Origin of the sequence: Larkinella soli (assembly GCF_003703975.1) — a bacterium.
Taxonomy (GTDB): domain Bacteria; phylum Bacteroidota; class Bacteroidia; order Cytophagales; family Spirosomataceae; genus Larkinella; species Larkinella soli.
This window is the reverse complement of sequence record NZ_QTJY01000019.1, coordinates 32,034-48,571: the sequence shown is the minus strand read 5'-3', so window position 1 is coordinate 48,571 and position 16,538 is coordinate 32,034. Positions and strand designations below refer to the sequence as shown.

The following is a 16,538-nucleotide window of genomic DNA, read 5'->3' as shown; positions in this document are numbered from 1 at the left end:
TTAAGATCACAACCCCGGTATGGAAACCGAAAATGCGAAGCGTAACCCCCAGCCCGCAGGCGGCTCCAGCCTGCCCACGATTACGCTGGCGGTCCTGATTCTGACCATCCTGGCGCTGTTATACGTCGGTTATGAGTACATCGCCGACGACACCAAAGGCTCCGAGGAACTGACCAACGTTCCGCTGGACACCACCGTGCAGAACCCCGTTCAGCAGCCGATCGAGCCGGAACTGGCCGCCCCTATCGAAATCGACACGTCGAGCCGCAACGCTCCGGTCGATCTGTCGCAGTCGACTCCGGCAAAGATCGACGAGCCGGAAGAAGTCCGCAAACCGGCCCCGGCCCTGGATTCGGAAGAACGCCCGGCCGCGGGTAAACCGGCCGAAGAGAAGCCCGTAGCCGAAGCCCGGGAGGAAAAGCCGAAGAAGGAGCCGGTGGAAGAAAAACCGAAGGAGGAAAAACCTAAAGAGGAGAAAAAGGAACCGGCCCGAGTCAGTGTGCCCTCCGGTGGAGTGACGCACACCCACACCGTCCGGCCCGGCGAAACCATCTACAGCGTCGCTACCAAATACAACCTGAGCATCAATACCCTCAAGGCGCTCAATCCTGACCTCAAGGACAATGCCGTCAAAGCCGACGTGACGAAGCTGAACGTGAAGGTCCGGGCGATGCATACCGTCGGGCCGGGGGACATCCTGCGCGTAGTGGCGGAAAAATACGGCGTATCGGTCGATGCGCTCATGAAGGCCAACGGAAAAACCAAAAACCATGCGCAACGCGGGGAGAGACTGATCATTCCGTACGCTGATAAACAATAAAGGCTAACTTAATTTTTATGAAATCCCTGTTTCTTTCCCTTTTCCTCGTTGCAGCCGCCATGACCGGCTCGCTTGCCCAGAACAAAATGAATAAAGTCCAGCACATCGTCCTGTTCAAATTCAAGCCGGAAGCCGGCCCGGAAAAAGTAAAGGAGATCGTGGCCGCTTTCGAAGCGCTGCCTTCCAAAATCAAGGAGATCAAAGGTTTCGAGTGGGGAACCAACCACAGCCCGGAGAACCTCAACAAAGGGCTTACCCACGCCTTCATCCTGACTTTCGATAACGAAAAAGACCGCGACACCTACCTGCCGCACCCCGCCCACAAGGAGTTCGGCAAGATCGTAGGGGCCTGGCTGGCCGACGTGACGGTGGTCGACTTTACCAATCAGGCGAAGTAATTACATAGAATTATTTGATATGGGCCTGTAAGGCAGTGGCTTAGTCCGGTTGCTTTACAGGTTCTTTTCGATGAAGTCCGTCAGCATCCGGTAGAGGTGCAGCCGGGTATTGCCGCCATAGATGCCGTGGTTCCGGTTCGGGTAATAGAACGACTGGAACGGCTTGCCGGCCCTGATGAGCGCGTCGGCCAGGGCCACGGAATTCTGGAAATGCACGTTGTCGTCGCCGGTGCCGTGGACCAGCAGGAACGGCCCTTTCAGCTTGGCCGCGTGCGTCAGCGGGGAGTTGTCGTCATAGCCCGAGGGGTTGTCCTGCGGCCGTTTCAGATACCGCTCCGTATAGATGGTGTCGTAAAAGCGCCAGGTCGATACGGGTGCCACCGAAATACCGGTTTTGAAGACGTCGGCTCCCAGCGTCATGCAGAGCGCCGACATATACCCGCCGTAACTCCAGCCCCAGATGCCGATCCGGCTTTTGTCGACGTAGGGCAGCGTGCCGAGATAGCCGGCCGCGTTGATCTGATCCTGCGTTTCGAGTTTACCCAACTGGGCGTAGGTGGCCGTCCGGAAGGCGTTGCCCCGCCCGCCGGTGCCCCGGTTATCGACCGAGACGATCAGGTAGCCGCGTTCGGCCAGCGTCTGGTACCAGAAGAAATCCCGTGTATCCCAGCTGTTATTGACCGTCTGCGATCCCGGTCCGCCGTAGACGAACATCAGCACCGGGTACCGTTTCGTGCTGTCGAAATTCATGGGCCGGATCATCCAGCCGTTCAGGCTGACGTTGCCGGTCGTCGTAAACCGGAAAAACCGCTTCGGAGAGAGGGCATACTGACCCATGCGGGTCCGCAGCTCGCGGTTGTCCTCCACCGTCCGGATTTCTTTAGAAGCCGCCCCGTTCACCGTCTGCTGCACCGAAACCGTCACGGGCGAGGCCGCCGAGGTGTGGTATTGAAGGTAGTAACTGAAATCGGGGCTCATGTTGACGGTGGTCGTGCCGGTTTGACCGGTCAGCCGCAACTTGTTTTTCCCGTCCAGACCGATGCGGTACAGGTGCCGTTCCATCGGCGACACTTCCGTCGACGTAAAATACACCGCCTGGTTCTTCTCGTCGACCCCCAGCACACTGGCCACCTCCCACTCGCCCGTAGTGACGGGCCGGATCAGTTTACCGCTCAACTCATAGAGATACAGGTGTTTGAAGCCGCTGCGTTCACTGGAGTGCAGGAACGTCCGGCCGTCGGCAAGGTAGGTCAGGTCGTCGGTGAATTCCAGATCGACGTAGGTAGGGCTTTGTTCGGTCAGGACGACGGTGGTTTTGCCGGTGCGGGCGTCCGCGTGGAGCAGGTCCATGCGGTTCTGAAGCCGGTTCATGCGCCGGATCGACACCAGGTTCGGATTTTTGGTCCAGCCGATGCGCGGCAGGTAGGTATCCGGGTCGGTGCCGGTATCGATGCGGGTTTTCTTCTGCGAAGCCACCTCCACTACCCAGGCCGTCACGACGGAGTTGGGCTCACCGGCTTTGGGGTATTTGAAGCGGTAATCGGTCGGGTACAGTTCCCCCCACAGCTGGAGGTTGTATTCCGGCACCCGGCTTTCGTCGAAGCGCAGCCAGGCGATGCGTTTGCTGTCGGGCGACCACTCGAACGCCCGGGCGAAGCTGAATTCTTCCTCGTAGACCCAGTCGGCCCCACCGTTGATGACGGCATTCCGTTTGCCGTCAGTGGTCAGCCGGGTCTCGCGGCCGCTCGTCAGGTCGGTCACGAACAGGTCGTTGTCGCGCACGAAAGCCACCTGTCTTCCGTCGGGTGAGAACGTGGCATACTGCTGCTTGCCGTTTGCCGAAAGCCGGGTCAGTTTTTTGGTGTTCAGGTCGTAGACAAAGAACGACGCCCGGGTCGACCGGCGGTAGATAGGTTCTTCTTCGGTGGTAATAAGCAGTTTGCGTTCGTCGGCGCTGAGTTGGTAGTCGCTCATCCGGACCGCCTGGGCCGGTCCCTCAGCCCGGGCCTGCTGCTCGTCGAACAGCGTCTCGACGGCTTCGCCGGTGGCAATCGACCGCCGGACGACCCTGCCGCCTTCCAGGGCGGTATAAAAGCCGCCCGCCTTCATCCAGTTGACGCTCTGGACGGTTTTCTGGGTAAAGGTGCCGGCCCGGCTGCCCCAGATTTCATCCAGCGTCACGCTTTTTTTGTCGCGGGTCGTTTCGGGGGCGGGGGGGGCCGTCGTCTGGGCGGAAACCGGGAGGGAAAAGAGGCCCATCCACCCGAAAAGAAGGAATTTTTTCATAAAGGATCGGTCAGAAACAAAGCATACGCCGACGAAACGATCCGGTCTGGTCCATTTCGCCCGCGTATGCTTTGTGTTCAGGAAATGAATCAGGCCAGCAACCCTTTCCGTTTCAGCAGCGTATCCATAAAACGCAGGTCGTTTTCGCTGGTGAAGATGGAATAGGGCAGATACAGGAACTGGGCATCTTTCATGCCTTTGGCGACGGTTTTCGCCAGCCAGTTGGCTTTCATGCCGTTCATGGCCTGCTCGTTGGAGACCACCAGCACGTAGGCTTCCTTATCTTTGAAGGCGCTGCGGATCTGGTCCCACTTCAGAATGCCGCCCTCACGGGCGTTCAGTTTCAGGAGAATCTGGCGGCTGTCGATTTCGTAGACATATTTCTGAAACAGGGCTTTGGACTGTTCCATCTGGGTGATTCCGGTGAACTGCACCGCCCAGAAGATGACGTACAGGAGGGTGAGCAGAACGATCACAACGTAAATCCACCAGTTCTCGTAAACGCCGGTCAGGTTCAGAAGGACGTTGGCGATGATCAGGCCCAGCGGAACGAAGCCCCAGTACCAGTTGTGCTTCAGCCAGCTGCGCATGGTCAGACTGATGTAGGTCTTCTGGTCGAGAGCGTACTTTTTGGTTTTAATGATCATGAAAAGGAAAAACTTTAAGGTCACAAAAATACGAAAGGCGCCGGTTATTTTGAGCCTTAGTTGTTTGCGATTATTTTTCAATTTTGCAGGGAAAATTAAAAACGGCGTATGACTTCCCAGACCACCCAGATTCTGACGCGCGTGCAGGTCGAACAGAAAATCCGGCGCATCGCGTTCGAGATATATGAAAACAATTTTGAAGAGTCGGAAGTCGTGCTGGCCGGCATTTCGGGCGAGGGGTACGCGCTGGCCGGGCGGTTGGCGGAGGTGCTGCGGCAGATTGCCCCGCTGGCCGTCAGCGTCATGAAAATCAGCCTGGACAAGAGCCTGACGCAGCAGTCGCCCATTCAGCTCGACGCCGAAACGGAGGATTTTACCAACAGATCGGTGATCGTCGTGGACGATGTGCTGAACACCGGCCGGACGCTGGCCTTCTCGCTTCAGCCCTTCCTGAACGTGCCGCTGACGAGCCTGAAAGTGGCCGTCGTCGTCGACCGCGACCACAAACGCTACCCGATTGCCGCCGACTACATCGGCTACAAACTCTCCACCACCCTGACCGAACATGTCGAAGTCGTCCTGAGCGACGAAGAGCGCATGGGGGTGTATTTGCGATAAAAAGTGTTTAACTTTTTTGGAGATACAAATGATCCGTCGCCATGCGTATTCAATATCTGACTGATAACCAGGGGAAGAAGACCGGGGTCTTTATTCCGATCAAGGATTGGGAAGCTTTGAAAAAGCAATACCATCTGTCCGAGACCCCCGAGGAGGAATACCGGGAACCGACTAAAGAAGAGATTCTTCAAGGCCTGAAAAGCGCCATGGAAGAAGTAAAACTTCATCAGGAAGGAAAAATCAAGCTGAAATCTGCCCGTGATTTTTTAAATGAGTTATAAAGTAGTCGTTTCCACAAGCTTTCAACAGGAAGCGAAGCGAATGCTTAAAAAATTCGCTTCGTTAGCCCGAGACATTGAAAAGTTAATTGATTCACTGAAAGTTGAGCCGAAGCAGGGCACCTCTCTCGGAAAAGGTTGCTACAAAATCCGGATGGCGATCACTTCCAAAGGCCGGGGGAAACGAGGAGGAGCGAGGGTGATCACCTATGTAAGGGTGGTAGAGGAAACCGTTTTTCTGCTCTCCATTTAAGATAAATCAGAAAAAGAGAGTATTTCCGATGAAGAACTCGATCTGTTCATAACGGATTTGGAATAACAAAAAACCGGGTCGGCAACGACCCGGTTTTTTGTTTACTGTGTCTTCTGCGCGAGGCCGCCCTTGCGGCTGTCGACCTCGACGGTGTATTTGCCTCCGCCCTTCACCAGCCAGCGCACCTTGACGAAGCCCATGCCGGGGATGTTCGGCACCTCGATGGTGGCGGGGTTGTTACGTTGCTCACGCGTGATGTTCAGGTCTTCGTTCTCGACGATCATCCCGGCCAGCGGGGTGCCGCCCTTCAGGGTGATGTAATCCGGCCGCTCGATTTTGTAGCGGACGTCGTGCGACGAGTGGGTCGGAATCACCCGCTGGTTCACGATGGTGGCCGTCACCTCCGTCAGCCCGTTGCCCACCGCCCGGGTGTTGATCGACTGCACCTCCAGCTTCGGGGTCTGGTGGGCGTGGTAGAGCGTGAACGACATGTTGCGGTGGGCGTCCTCCTCCAGCATGAAGCCGGGGTGGTTGCGGACGTAGTTCTTCTTCGGACCGCCGATCTCGATGTCGCCGTACTGCGGGTGTTTGAACGGTTTCCACGCAACATACGCGTCGTCGAAGAGCAGGTATTTTCCGAACTGGTTGAACTCGTCGTTTTGGAAGCGGTTCGGGTCGTTCGGTTTCTGCCGGAACAGCAGATACGAGGTCATCAGCTCGTTCGAGAAGGTGAAAATGCCGCGCCCCAATGCCAGCCAGTCGATTTCCCCGCCGTAGACCGTATACAAATCCTTGTAAATCACGTAGTAATTGTAGCCGGGAATGATCTTTTCGCCCATCCGGCCGATGACGTCGTACACGGCGATGTCGCTCTGGTTGTAATACTGCTGGTCTTCCTCGGCGCCCGGCCCGCGCAGGAACATCCCGCCGTAGTTGTGATAGCTCTGCGCACCGGCAATGTTCGGATGGCGCATGATGTAGCGTTTGATCGCCTGCGTCTCGGGCAGGGAGCCGGGGTAATAGAGCGCCCCGTTCTGGACGTAGTTGGGCTGCCAGCTCCAGCCCCAGTCGCGGTTGGGATCGTAGTAACCGGTGACGTCTTCGTTGACCTGGCCGTCGCCGTCGTTGTCGATGCCCTCATAGCCCAGCAGTTCGTATTCGCCCGCTTCGTCGGGTTTGGCCGGGATCATCCGCGTCGGGTCGCCGGGGTCCTGTTTCATGCGTCCGAGCGGGGTTTTCCGGCGCATCAGCACGATGTTGCCGTCGCCGTCGAGGTCGTCGTATTTGTCCTCGTCGGCTTCGCCGTCGCCGTCGTCGTCCAGCGGCACCATGCCCGAACGGGGAGAGTTGGCGTTGTTCGGGTTCTTGATGAAGTCCTCGCGGGCGTCGGGGTTGATGGTCGGCGTGATGTAGAACACCTTGTCTTTCAGCAGTTCCGTGGTAAAGGCCACATTCCCGAAGTTTTCGGCCAGGTACCAGGCCGTATACATGGCGATTTCAGACCCCTGAAGTTCGTTCGAGTGGATGTTACCGTCGATGTAAAAGCCGGGTTTGCGGTCGGGGTTGCCGGTTTTGAAGTCGGTGACAACCAGCACCCACAGGTCGCGGCCCTGGAAGGATTTGCCCATCGACTCGATCCGCACCAGGTCCGGGTGCGCTTTGGCCATGTCCTGGCAGAACTTCGTGATGCCGGCGTAGTCGTTGTAGTGGTTCCAGCGCATCGGTACTTTCGGGTTGGCCGGCGAGCCGACGGCCCGCATCCCGCTCAGTTCGTCATTCTGGGCCGGTTTCTGCTGCGCCCATACGCCGAGCGGCAGCGTGATCAGGAGAAGAAGGAATATCTTTTTCATGAGTGCGTTAGCGGAGGGTGATTTCGACTGATTTCATACCGGTCATGGCGTTGCCGGCTTCAAGGGTAGCCCGTCCCGTTCCCGAGACGATGAAGCTGACCTCCATCGACTCTCCGGCGGCCATCGGCGCGCGCAGCAGCCGTTTGCGCCCCGAAACGACGGTCTGGCCGGTGCCGGTATTCATTTCCACCTTCATTTTCGGCACGAACCGCACCCGGTCGCCGATTTCGGAGCCGGTCGGCAGCAGGCCGGTGTTGACCACCTGCGCCGTGACGCGCGTCAGACCGTCGCTGAGCTTTTCGGTGCGGACATTCACGATGTCGATCACCGGCATCCGGCGCGCGAAGGCCGTCAGGAATTTCAGGTGGCGGTCGGCTGCGTCGTTCAGAAAGGAAACCGGCGGGTTCAGCCGGGCGTAGGGGGCCAGCCCGCCCACCTCGGCTTTGCGGCCCGGAAAGTCCGGGTGGTCGATGGGCTGCCAGGGCACGAAAACGTCGCGGAGGTTCTGCGACTCGGCCCAGCGCAGAAACTTCACCTCCTCGTTGTCGGAGGGTTTGGCGTCCGGTTTTTTCCCTTTGGCGGTATCGGCCGGAGTGGCGGCTTTCGGAACCCACCAGCCGGGCGTCGAGAAGCTGAAGCGGCCGTAGTGATAATAGGCGGTCTGCGCGAAATTGCCTTTGGCGGGCGGCCCGGCCGGCGCGTCTTTCAGGCCGGTCTGGCTGTTGTACAGCCGGGACACCTGCTCGCCGACCGGAGCGTCTTTCTCCAGCACGCCGGTAATGATGCGCCGGGTGGTTTTGGACCGGTCGAACTTCGGCGCTTCCGACAGATTGTTGTAGGGGCCGAAGGTAAAGACCGCATACACGTTCGGCGCTTTATACAGAAAGTCGAGCAGGGCGCGGTTTTCCGGCTCCGACACGGCCATTTCGCCTGATCCGGGGATAAAGATGGGGTAGTCGAAGGTGAAGTTGCGATCGAGGGAAACGCCCCCGGCCCCGTCTTCGTTGAAGGCGCCGTCCCTGTCGTTGTCGTTCCCTTCCGAAATGACGATGTAACGGCCGGTTTCCCCTTTGCCGGGGTCGGCTTTCACCAGCACCCGCGGGTCGTCGGGGCTTGGAACGAAGGTGCCGGTGGGGTCTTCGATGCGAATATGGGTGATCAGACCGTCGCGGTTCAGGTCCTCGAAGGGGTCTTCATTCAGGCGGCCGTCGCGGTCGTCGTCGGTGTCGGCGCCGTTGCCGCTGCGTTCGTAGCGGGGCCGGGCCGTAAACTGTTCCTGGGCGTCGGGGTTGATACTCGGAAAAATATAAAACATTTTGCCGTTCAGCAGCCGGGCGACGCTGTCCTGCCCCGAAGCCGCCAGCAGCTTTTCGGCCAGCTGCACGGCCAGTTCGGTACCGGCGAGGTGGCCGGCTTCCACGCCGGCCACGACGGCGACGGCCGGTTTCCGGGCCGCGTTGCCGCGCCCGACGGTCAGCAGCCAGATGTCCCGCCCGCCATGCGATTTGCCGATGGACTGCAGCTGCGCCAGGCCGTTATGACGGTTGGTCAGGGTGCGAAGCCGGTTGGTCAATTGAGTGAAATTCGGATACGGTCCGGTGGGTGGGGCCTGCGCAAAAGCCGCAGGATCAGAAGAAAGAAAGAGGAAAAGACTGCCCGCCAGCAAGGCTGAGAGGAAAGGTTGTTTCATGAAATCGGTTTTCAATCAGGTTTGTAGAATGGAGTGAAGCTTTAAATTTAAATAAATTGCGTTAATGTTACCGCAACCCCTCCTTTCGACTATGCATTTTGACCGACGTAATTTTCTGCAATCCCTGGCCGGCCTGACCGGCGCACTCTGGGCGGGGGAGGCCGCCGGAAGGCCGTTCCGACAGACGCGGCTTCCGATTGCCTGTAACCAGTATACCTGGCATACCTTCTACCAGCGGGAAGGGCGCGACTGGTCGGCCAATCTGGATGCGTCGCTGGATGAGTTTGTCCAGTCGGGCATTCCGGCCTACGAACCGTCGATCAACTCGGCGGACGATATTCGAAAACTGGCTCCGCTCCTGAAGAAATACCGCCTGGCGATGCCCTCGATTTACGTCAACAGCACCCTCCACCGAACCGACGAGGTGGAAAAGACCATCGGAACGGTAGCCGCCATCGCCGATGCTGCCAAACCGCTGGGGCTGAAGATCATCGTGACGAATCCCAGTCCACTGAAATGGGGGAGTCCGGAAGACAAGAACGACGGAGAACTCGCCACCCAGGCCGCCGGTCTGAATCAGCTGGGCGCGGAACTGAAAAAGCGCGGCATAACCCTGGCCTATCACACGCACGACATGGAGATGCGGAATGCGGCCCGTGAGTTTCACCATATGCTGCTCAATACCGACCCGGCCAACGTCTCGCTCTGCCTCGACGTCCACTGGATTTACCGGGGTGCCGGTAACTCGCAGGTCGCGCTGTTCGACATCGTCAAATTATACGGGAAACGGATTACGGAGCTGCACCTGCGGCAGTCGAAAAAGGGCGTCTGGACGGAAACCTTCGGCGAGGGTGACATCGACTACCCGCGTCTGGTACACGAACTGAAAGCCCTGGGCGTCAGCCCGCATCTGGTGCTGGAGCAGTGCCTGGAAAAGCAGTCGCCGAATACGATGGACGCCGTGTCGGCGCACCGGCGGGACCTCGAAAATACGCGCAAACTGTTCAGCGTGTGAACATAAAAAAGGCGGTGGCTATCTGATAGCCACCGCCTGAGAATTTCTAAAACCGCCTTCTTACTGAACCGAGAAGGATTTATCCTGCAGGCCTTTGTTGACGGCGATGGACTGGGTGGCGATTTTCATCTGCATCGGCCCCATGTTCTGCGTCCGGGTATGCGGAAACTTCACGCCGTTGACGTCCTTGTAGTCGCTCAGACCGACGTCGACGGCCATTTCACCCTGCGGCCCCGGACGGGTCGAACTCACCTGCACCTTGAGGCCGGTTTCGGTATCGAAGTATTCCGTGAATTTCTGGCTGCCCAGCGCGACGTCTACTTTGTAAGCATCGCGGCCGTTGATCTTCTCGACACCGGCCAGGGTGGTTTTGGCCCCCAGCGCTGCAAACTGAAGCTCGGGGAACAGGCTGTTCTGGAGAATCTGCACCCGGGCTTCGTCGCCCTCGATGGTCTGCGACTGGCCCATGCCGCCCATTTTCACCTTGCTGCCGTCGGAAACGATCTTCTGCATTTCCTGGCCGTTCATGGACACCGACATGGCGTATTTGTTCGGTGATTTCTGGAGGCTTTCGATCTCCAGCGTCCGCCCCTGCATTTCGGTCGACATCTTGTAGGTCACGTCCGAAATTTTGGCGATGGCGTCCTTTCCACCGACGGCCGTCAGGTACTTGTCGATCACCTGCTCGGCGCTCATCCCGGCCGGAACGGCTGCGGTGGTCAGGCGGCCGGGAGCCGGGGCTTCCACCTTCGTGCCGTTGAGGTCGAAGTATTCGATGTCGCCGAATTTCTTCAGTTTATCGGCGATCTCGGCTGCTTTCCCCACTACCACGATGTAGGCGGTCTCCGGGTTGACCAGCTTCTGGGCCGTGGCCTGCACGTCGGCATCCGTGACGGCGTCGACGTTCTTCAGGTAGTTCGAGAAGAAGTCTTCGGGCAGGTTGTAGCGGGCCGTGTTAATGGCGAAGTTGGCGATGGTCTGCGGGTCTTCGAGGGTAAAAATGAAGTTACCGGCAAAGGCGCTCTTGGTCCGGGCCAGCTCGTCGGCGGTCGGTTTGGAGTCGCGGATGGCCTTCAGTTCGTTCATAAACTCGGCGACGGAGCTGTCCGTCACGGCATTGCGGACGCTGGCGCTGGCCCGGAAACGGCCCACGAGCCGGTCGCTGGTCAGGGAGGAGTAGGCGCCGTAGGTAAAGCCGCGTTTTTCGCGCAGGTTGTTGAACAGCCGGGCTTCGCTGCCGCCCAGAATATCATTGGTGATGCTGGCCTGAATCGACTCCTTCGTATACGGTTTCAGCAGGACCGGATGCGTCACATACACCACCGACTGCACCGAGTTGCCGCGATCGACCAGCGCGATTTTAGTCTTGGCGGGCGGCTTCGGCAGGTCGTAGGTCGGTTTCGGCACCTCGCCTTTCTGCCATTTGCCGAAGTATTTCTCCACCATCGTGCGGGCTTCGGCGGGGGTGATGTCACCCACGACGGCCAGATACCCGATGTTCGGGCGGTAGTAGGTCTCGTAGAACTTCTTACAATCGTCGAGCGTGATCCGGTCGACGGTTTCTTCGGTATCCGGTTCGCCGTAGGGGTGGTCCTTGCCGTAGACGAGGATGCTGCTCACCCGCGACGCGATGGCGTTCGGGTTGTCTTTCTGAGCCGCCAGGGCGGATTTGGTCTGTTTCTTCAGCTTGTCCAGTTCCTCCTGCGTGAACTTCGGGTTCAGCACCACGTCCGACATCAGTTCGAGCAGTTTGGGCGTGTGCTTTTTCAGCGACATGGCGTAGACCCCGGTCGGCGAGGTGTTCAGCGTGGCGCCGATGAAATCCACCGCTTCGTCGAGCTGGTCCTTGGTCATTTTCTGCGTACCGGTACGCATCAGCTGACCGGCGATGTCCACATAACCGGCCTTGTCGCCTTCCCGGAAGGGCAGGTAGTCGAGCAGGAGGCTGAACGCCACCCGGGGCAGTTTGTTGTTCTGGACCACAAACACCTTCAGCCCGTTGTCGAGCGTAAAGGATTCGGGTTTGCCCACCTTGATGGTCGGAGCCGGCGCATCGGCGGGGAGTTTGGAGCGGTCGACCTTCTGGGCTGAAACCGTCAGGTTGAAGGCCAGCAGGCCGAGGGCGATACCGTATTTCGTTTTCATTGAATTCATCCAGCGTTCGTTATTCAATCGTTTTTATACCTTTCGTACGCTTACTTGCCTTTGTCCTCTTTCTTCGGTTCCATCGATTTCGGCAGGTAGTACAACACGACGCGGTTTTCTTTGGTCAGGTATTTATTGGCCACCCGCCGGAGGTCTTCCTTCGTCACCTTGTTGTAGCGTTCCAGTTCGGTGTTGATCAGATTGGCGTCGCCCAGATACATTTTGTAGTTGGCGAGGCTCTCGGCGATCCCGGAAACGCGGGAGTTTTGGTTGATGAAGTTGGTTTCGATCTGGTTCTTGACCTTCTGGAACTCTTCGTCGGTCACCAGCTCCTTCTTCACCTTGTCGATCTCGGCGTTCATGGCGGCTTCGAGGTCGGCGGCTTTCACGCCCATGTTGGCAATCCCGAGGGAGATGAACAGGCCGGGGTCTTCGGTCTGAAGCGGGAACACGCCCGTTTGCAGCGCTTTCTGCTGCTTGTCGACCAGTTCCTTGTTCATGCGGGAGCTTTCACCGCCGGCCAGCAGGGTTTGCAGCACGTCGAGCGCATAATAGTCCGGCGTTCCCTGGGCGGGCATATGGTAGGCCTGGAAGACGCCCGGCAGCGTGACGTTGTCATACACGATGTCACGCACTTCGGCCTTCTGTTCAGGTTCCTTGACGGTCGGGCGGTAGGGCGCCTTCGCCCCTTTCGGAATTTCGGCGAAGTATTTTTCAATCAGCTTCTTCGTATCCTCGACGCTGATGTCGCCGGCGATGGACAGGATGGCGTTGTTCGGCACGTAGAACTCCTTGTAGAATGCCCGGAACTCATCGATTTTGGCCGCGTTGAGGTCTTCCATCGAACCGATGGGCGCCCACTTGTACGGGTGTACCTTGTAGGCATGGCTCAGCACCTGCGGGAAGAAGCTGCCGTACGGCTGGTTCTCATACCGCTGCCGGCGTTCTTCCTTCACCACCTCGCGCTGGGTTTCGACGCCCTTTTCGTCCACTTTGGCGTGCAGCAGCCGCTCCGACTCCAGGTAGAGGCCGAGTTCCAGCTTGTTCGAGGGCAGAATTTCGTAGTAGAACGTCCGGTCGTTGGAGGTGTTGGCGTTGAGCTGTCCTCCGGCGGTTTTGACGACCTTCATGTACTCACCCCGTTTGATATTGTCCGACCCTTCGAACATGAGGTGCTCGAAGAAGTGCGCAAAACCCGAACGGCCCGGCTGTTCGTTCTTGGAGCCGACATGGTACATCATCGTGACGGCCACTAAGGGTGTCGAGTTGTCCTGGTGCAGAATGACGTGCAGGCCGTTGGGCAGATCATATTCCGTGAACTTGATGCGGCCCTGGGCGGAAGGTGTGGCGGAAGCCGTGGCCGTTGCTTTGGGGGCCGGCCTGGCCGGCTGGGCCGCAGTGGTTTTTTTCGGCGTTTGAGCCACGGCCGACCAGAGCAGGCACTGGCATAACGCAACGTACAGCGCGGTTTTTTTCATAAAAGATTTACTGAGGGTAAAATAGGTTGACTCCGATTAAACGGTCTTCATCAAATATACAATCCTTTTTCGTTGAGGGAAATACTTAAAAAATATCCGCATCACAAACTTTGTCGGAAGGTTGAAAATCAGGGTTGAGCGGTTTCGATTTAAGCTGCCGTGATGGCATGCAGGGCCAGAAAGACCATCGCCCCGGCCACGTAGCCGATCAGCGCCAGCCAGCTGATCTTTCGCAGGTACCAGACGAAATCGAGCCGTTCCATGCCCATCACGGCCACCCCGGCCGCCGACCCGATCACCAGCAGGCTCCCGCCCGTACCGGCGCAGTAGGCCAGAAACTCCCAGAGTTTATGATCCGCCGGAAACGTCTTCAGATCGTACATGCCCATGGCCGCGGCCACGATCGGGACGTTGTCGATCACCGCCGACGCCACCCCGATCAGCAGCACGATCAGATCCAGGTTGCCGATGGAATCGTTCAGCGATTCGGACAGACTCCGCAGCAGGCCCGTCGATTCCAGCGCGCCCACGGCCAGCAGGATACCCAGGAAGAACAGAATGCTCGGCGCGTCGATTTTGCTCAGCGCGTAGGCGGCCGTGAACCGCTGGCGGTCGGCTTCGTCCTTTTTGGAGTGAATCACCTCCGACAGCGCCCAGACGGCCCCCAGCACCAGCATCATGCCGGTATAGGGCGGCAGGTGCGTGACGGTTTTGAAGATCGGGACGAACAGCATTCCGCTGAGGCCGGCGGCAAACATGAGGCCCCGGTCCCGGCGCTGGACGGGCGTGACGTAGGGCCGGCTGATGCCGTGCGAGGCCGTGGCTACCTCCGCCTGCTGCTCCGGCCGGAGCAGCAGGGTCATCACCGCCAGCGGTGCCAGAACGCACACCAGGCTCGGGATCAGAAGCATGCGCATGATGTTGACCGTGGTCACCTGCCCGCCGATCCAGAGCATGGTGGTCGTGACGTCGCCGATGGGCGACCAGGCCCCGCCCGCGTTGGCGGCAATGATGATCATGCCGGCCATGAGTCTTCGCTGCTCGGCGTTGCGGATCAGCTTCCGGGCCACCGACACCATGACGATGGCCGTGGTCAGGTTGTCGAGCAGGGCCGAAAGGAAGAAAGAAAGCAGGCAGATGATCCAGAGCAGCACGCGGGTGTTGCGGCTCGCAATCCGGTCGGTAAGGATCGTGAAGCCGTCATGGGCGTCGATCAGCTCCACGATGGTCATGGCGCCGAGCAGGAAGAACAGGATTTCGGCAATTTGGCCCAGGTGGTGAGACAGCTGTTCGACGACGGGTTCGGGGTGCGGGGCCGAAAGGATGTAAACCGTCCAGCAGAGGATGCCGGTTATCAGGGCCGTGGCGGTTTTATTCAGGCCGATGGGGTGTTCGAGCGCAATCAGCAGATAGCCGATCCCAAAGACGACGGTGAGGGCTATGATCATAACGTATTGGGATACTTTCCTGCAATCTTACCCCTAAAAACCGTATTCCTATCGGCCGGATCGTTAAATTTAGTCATGATTGTGATTCGGGTTCCGTTTCTGTGGGTCGACGGCATGGCCCTGTTTCCGTTCGTGCTGGTCCGGACCGCCCGCCCCGACGCCGTGCTGCTTCACCATGAGCGCATCCACCTCCGCCAGCAGCTGGAAATGGGCGTTCTGCCCTTCTATATCTGGTATCTGATCGAGTACGGTCTCCGTCGCCTGCACTACCGGTCGCATTACGAAGCCTACCGGAACATCAGCTTCGAGCGGGAAGCGTTCGCCCATGAGGGGGACCTGTCTTACTGGAAAACCCGGAAATGGTATGGGTTTCGCCGGTATCTGTAGCTAAAGGGTTTCCGTCTCGCGGTAGCTGATCACTCCGGCCATCATGACCAGAGCCGTCAGCAGCACGACCAGCGTCAGAATGCCGTCGCGGAAACCGGTCAGCTTCAGATTCTCCGGGATGCTCAGGTACAGCAGCACCGTGATCAGCCCGCGGGGGGCGATGAACACCACCGGGTTGATGCTGCCTCGGAACGAAAGCCGCAGCGACGCCACCCGGACGGCAAAGATGATCAGCAGCAGCAGGAAGCTCACGATCAGGGCATCGGCGTCGATCAGCGCCTGAAGGTCGGCGGCATAGCCGAAGAGCAGAAAGAAGAACGTCCGCACAACGAAAGCGCCCTCGGCGGTCAGGTTTTTGAGTTGATCCAGTTCTTTTTCAAACAGGTCGTTTTTCAGAATCCGGTCGAGCCGGCCCCGGATGAACAGCTCGGTATTGTTCAGAAACAGCCCGAAAACCAGAATCAGCAGGAGCGAGGAGAGGTGGTAGATCCGGCTGACGGCATAGACCAGGAACAGCACCGAAATAATGGGCAGGAACTTAATGTGGTGGTTGATCTTACTGATCAGATACAACAGAAAGAAACAGCAGACCAGCGAGATGATGACCATTACGAGCGTATCCCGGGCGAAGGAAACCACCGACCAGAAGCCCCCGGCGGCATTGTAAACCAGGAAGTTGAAGATCATGACGCCCAGAATGTCGGACAGCGACGACTCATAAACGATAAAGGAGCGGGTGTAGGGGTTGAGGTTCCGGCCGCCCGGAATCGCCACGGCGCTGCTGATGATTCCGAAGGGCATGGCCGCCACCAGACATTTGAAATATGACTCCTCCATGAGCACGTAGAACAGCGCCCCCATCAGAAGCGAGGTGACGATGATGGAGGAAAAACTGACCCAGAACGCCTGCCGGATCAGCCCCAGCTTGTCGCCGGAAAGCTCCAGCTCCAGCGCCCCTTCCAGAACGATCAGGATCAGGCCGAGGGTGCCGAGCGTCGGCAGGATGGTATCGAGGTAGGGCAGCTGGAAAGCGAAATAATTGGTTACCTGGCGCATCAGCATCCCGGAAACCAGCAGCAATATGACCGAGGGCGTCTTGTACCGGCTGCTGAGCAGGTCGAAGACGTACGAAATCAATACCGATAAACTCAGAATAATAATCAGGTAGGACGTATCCATGCAGGCGGTTTTCGTCACCAAAGACGCAATATAGGTTTCCGCCGGC

Annotated in this window: 14 protein-coding genes; 6 read left to right on the top strand and 8 right to left on the bottom strand. The window is 58.4% G+C overall.

What is annotated here, in order from left to right:
• The first annotated feature begins 19 nt into the window (after nt 1-19).
• Both DX909_RS25130 and DX909_RS25125 read left to right on the top strand, forming a co-directional pair.
• Nucleotides 20-820: a LysM peptidoglycan-binding domain-containing protein gene (locus DX909_RS25130; RefSeq protein ID WP_128548002.1), complete on the top strand. Its 801-nt coding sequence runs from the start codon at nt 20-22 to the stop codon at nt 818-820.
• A gap of 59 nt (nt 821-879) precedes the next feature.
• Nucleotides 880-1,218 (top strand): Dabb family protein, encoded by a 339-nt coding sequence (locus tag DX909_RS25125; RefSeq protein ID WP_229311186.1) that lies wholly within the window; start codon nt 880-882, stop codon nt 1,216-1,218.
• Between the two features lie 54 nt (nt 1,219-1,272).
• Here the strand turns inward: DX909_RS25125 and DX909_RS25120 are convergent, their stop codons facing one another.
• Both DX909_RS25120 and DX909_RS25115 read right to left on the bottom strand, forming a co-directional pair.
• Nucleotides 1,273-3,504, bottom strand: coding sequence for a S9 family peptidase (locus DX909_RS25120; protein ID WP_229311181.1), 2,232 nt, complete (start codon nt 3,502-3,504; stop codon nt 1,273-1,275).
• Between the two features lie 89 nt (nt 3,505-3,593).
• Nucleotides 3,594-4,151 carry a YcxB family protein gene (locus tag DX909_RS25115; protein WP_128548000.1) on the bottom strand — a complete coding sequence of 186 codons (558 nt, stop codon included), beginning with the start codon at nt 4,149-4,151 and terminating at the stop codon, nt 3,594-3,596.
• A gap of 108 nt (nt 4,152-4,259) precedes the next feature.
• Here DX909_RS25115 and DX909_RS25110 point away from each other — a divergent pair, with 108 nt between their 5' ends.
• Both DX909_RS25110 and DX909_RS25105 read left to right on the top strand, forming a co-directional pair.
• Nucleotides 4,260-4,769 (top strand): phosphoribosyltransferase family protein, encoded by a 510-nt coding sequence (locus DX909_RS25110; protein WP_128547999.1) that lies wholly within the window; start codon nt 4,260-4,262, stop codon nt 4,767-4,769.
• Nucleotides 4,770-4,810: 41 nt separating this feature from the next.
• Nucleotides 4,811-5,050, top strand: coding sequence for a hypothetical protein (locus DX909_RS25105; protein WP_128547998.1), 240 nt, complete (start codon nt 4,811-4,813; stop codon nt 5,048-5,050).
• Nucleotides 5,051-5,401: 351 nt separating this feature from the next.
• Here DX909_RS25105 and DX909_RS25100 read toward each other — a convergent pair whose 3' ends face one another.
• Together DX909_RS25100 and DX909_RS25095 are read right to left on the bottom strand one after the other, a co-directional pair.
• Complete coding sequence (locus DX909_RS25100; protein WP_128547997.1) at nt 5,402-7,150, bottom strand: M14 family metallopeptidase; 1,749 nt, start codon at nt 7,148-7,150, stop codon at nt 5,402-5,404.
• A gap of 7 nt (nt 7,151-7,157) precedes the next feature.
• The gene (locus DX909_RS25095; protein ID WP_128547996.1) at nt 7,158-8,840 is read right to left on the bottom strand and encodes a M14 family metallopeptidase; all 1,683 of its coding nucleotides are present in this window, start codon (nt 8,838-8,840) and stop codon (nt 7,158-7,160) included.
• 91 nt (nt 8,841-8,931) lie between these two features.
• Here DX909_RS25095 and DX909_RS25090 point away from each other — a divergent pair, with 91 nt between their 5' ends.
• Nucleotides 8,932-9,855 (top strand): sugar phosphate isomerase/epimerase family protein, encoded by a 924-nt coding sequence (locus DX909_RS25090; RefSeq protein WP_128547995.1) that lies wholly within the window; start codon nt 8,932-8,934, stop codon nt 9,853-9,855.
• 60 nt (nt 9,856-9,915) lie between these two features.
• Here the strand turns inward: DX909_RS25090 and DX909_RS25085 are convergent, their stop codons facing one another.
• The 3 genes from DX909_RS25085 to nhaD all read right to left on the bottom strand — a co-directional run bounded on the left by DX909_RS25085 (nt 9,916) and on the right by nhaD (nt 14,926).
• Nucleotides 9,916-12,000: a M16 family metallopeptidase gene (locus DX909_RS25085; RefSeq protein WP_128547994.1), complete on the bottom strand. Its 2,085-nt coding sequence runs from the start codon at nt 11,998-12,000 to the stop codon at nt 9,916-9,918.
• A gap of 50 nt (nt 12,001-12,050) precedes the next feature.
• A complete protein-coding gene (locus DX909_RS25080) occupies nt 12,051-13,478 on the bottom strand; it encodes a M16 family metallopeptidase (protein WP_128547993.1) in 1,428 nt (475 codons plus the stop codon).
• 149 nt (nt 13,479-13,627) lie between these two features.
• On the bottom strand, nt 13,628-14,926 hold the full coding sequence (nhaD, locus tag DX909_RS25075; RefSeq protein ID WP_128547992.1) for a sodium:proton antiporter NhaD: 1,299 nt from the start codon (nt 14,924-14,926) through the stop codon (nt 13,628-13,630).
• Between the two features lie 75 nt (nt 14,927-15,001).
• Between nhaD and DX909_RS25070 the strand changes: the two genes are divergently transcribed.
• Complete coding sequence (locus DX909_RS25070) at nt 15,002-15,313, top strand: hypothetical protein (RefSeq protein ID WP_128547991.1); 312 nt, start codon at nt 15,002-15,004, stop codon at nt 15,311-15,313.
• On the opposite strand, the gene DX909_RS25065 is transcribed toward DX909_RS25070, so the two are convergent.
• A complete protein-coding gene (locus tag DX909_RS25065) occupies nt 15,314-16,510 on the bottom strand; it encodes a cation:proton antiporter (protein ID WP_310589883.1) in 1,197 nt (398 codons plus the stop codon).
• Nucleotides 16,511-16,538: the final 28 nt, after the last annotated feature.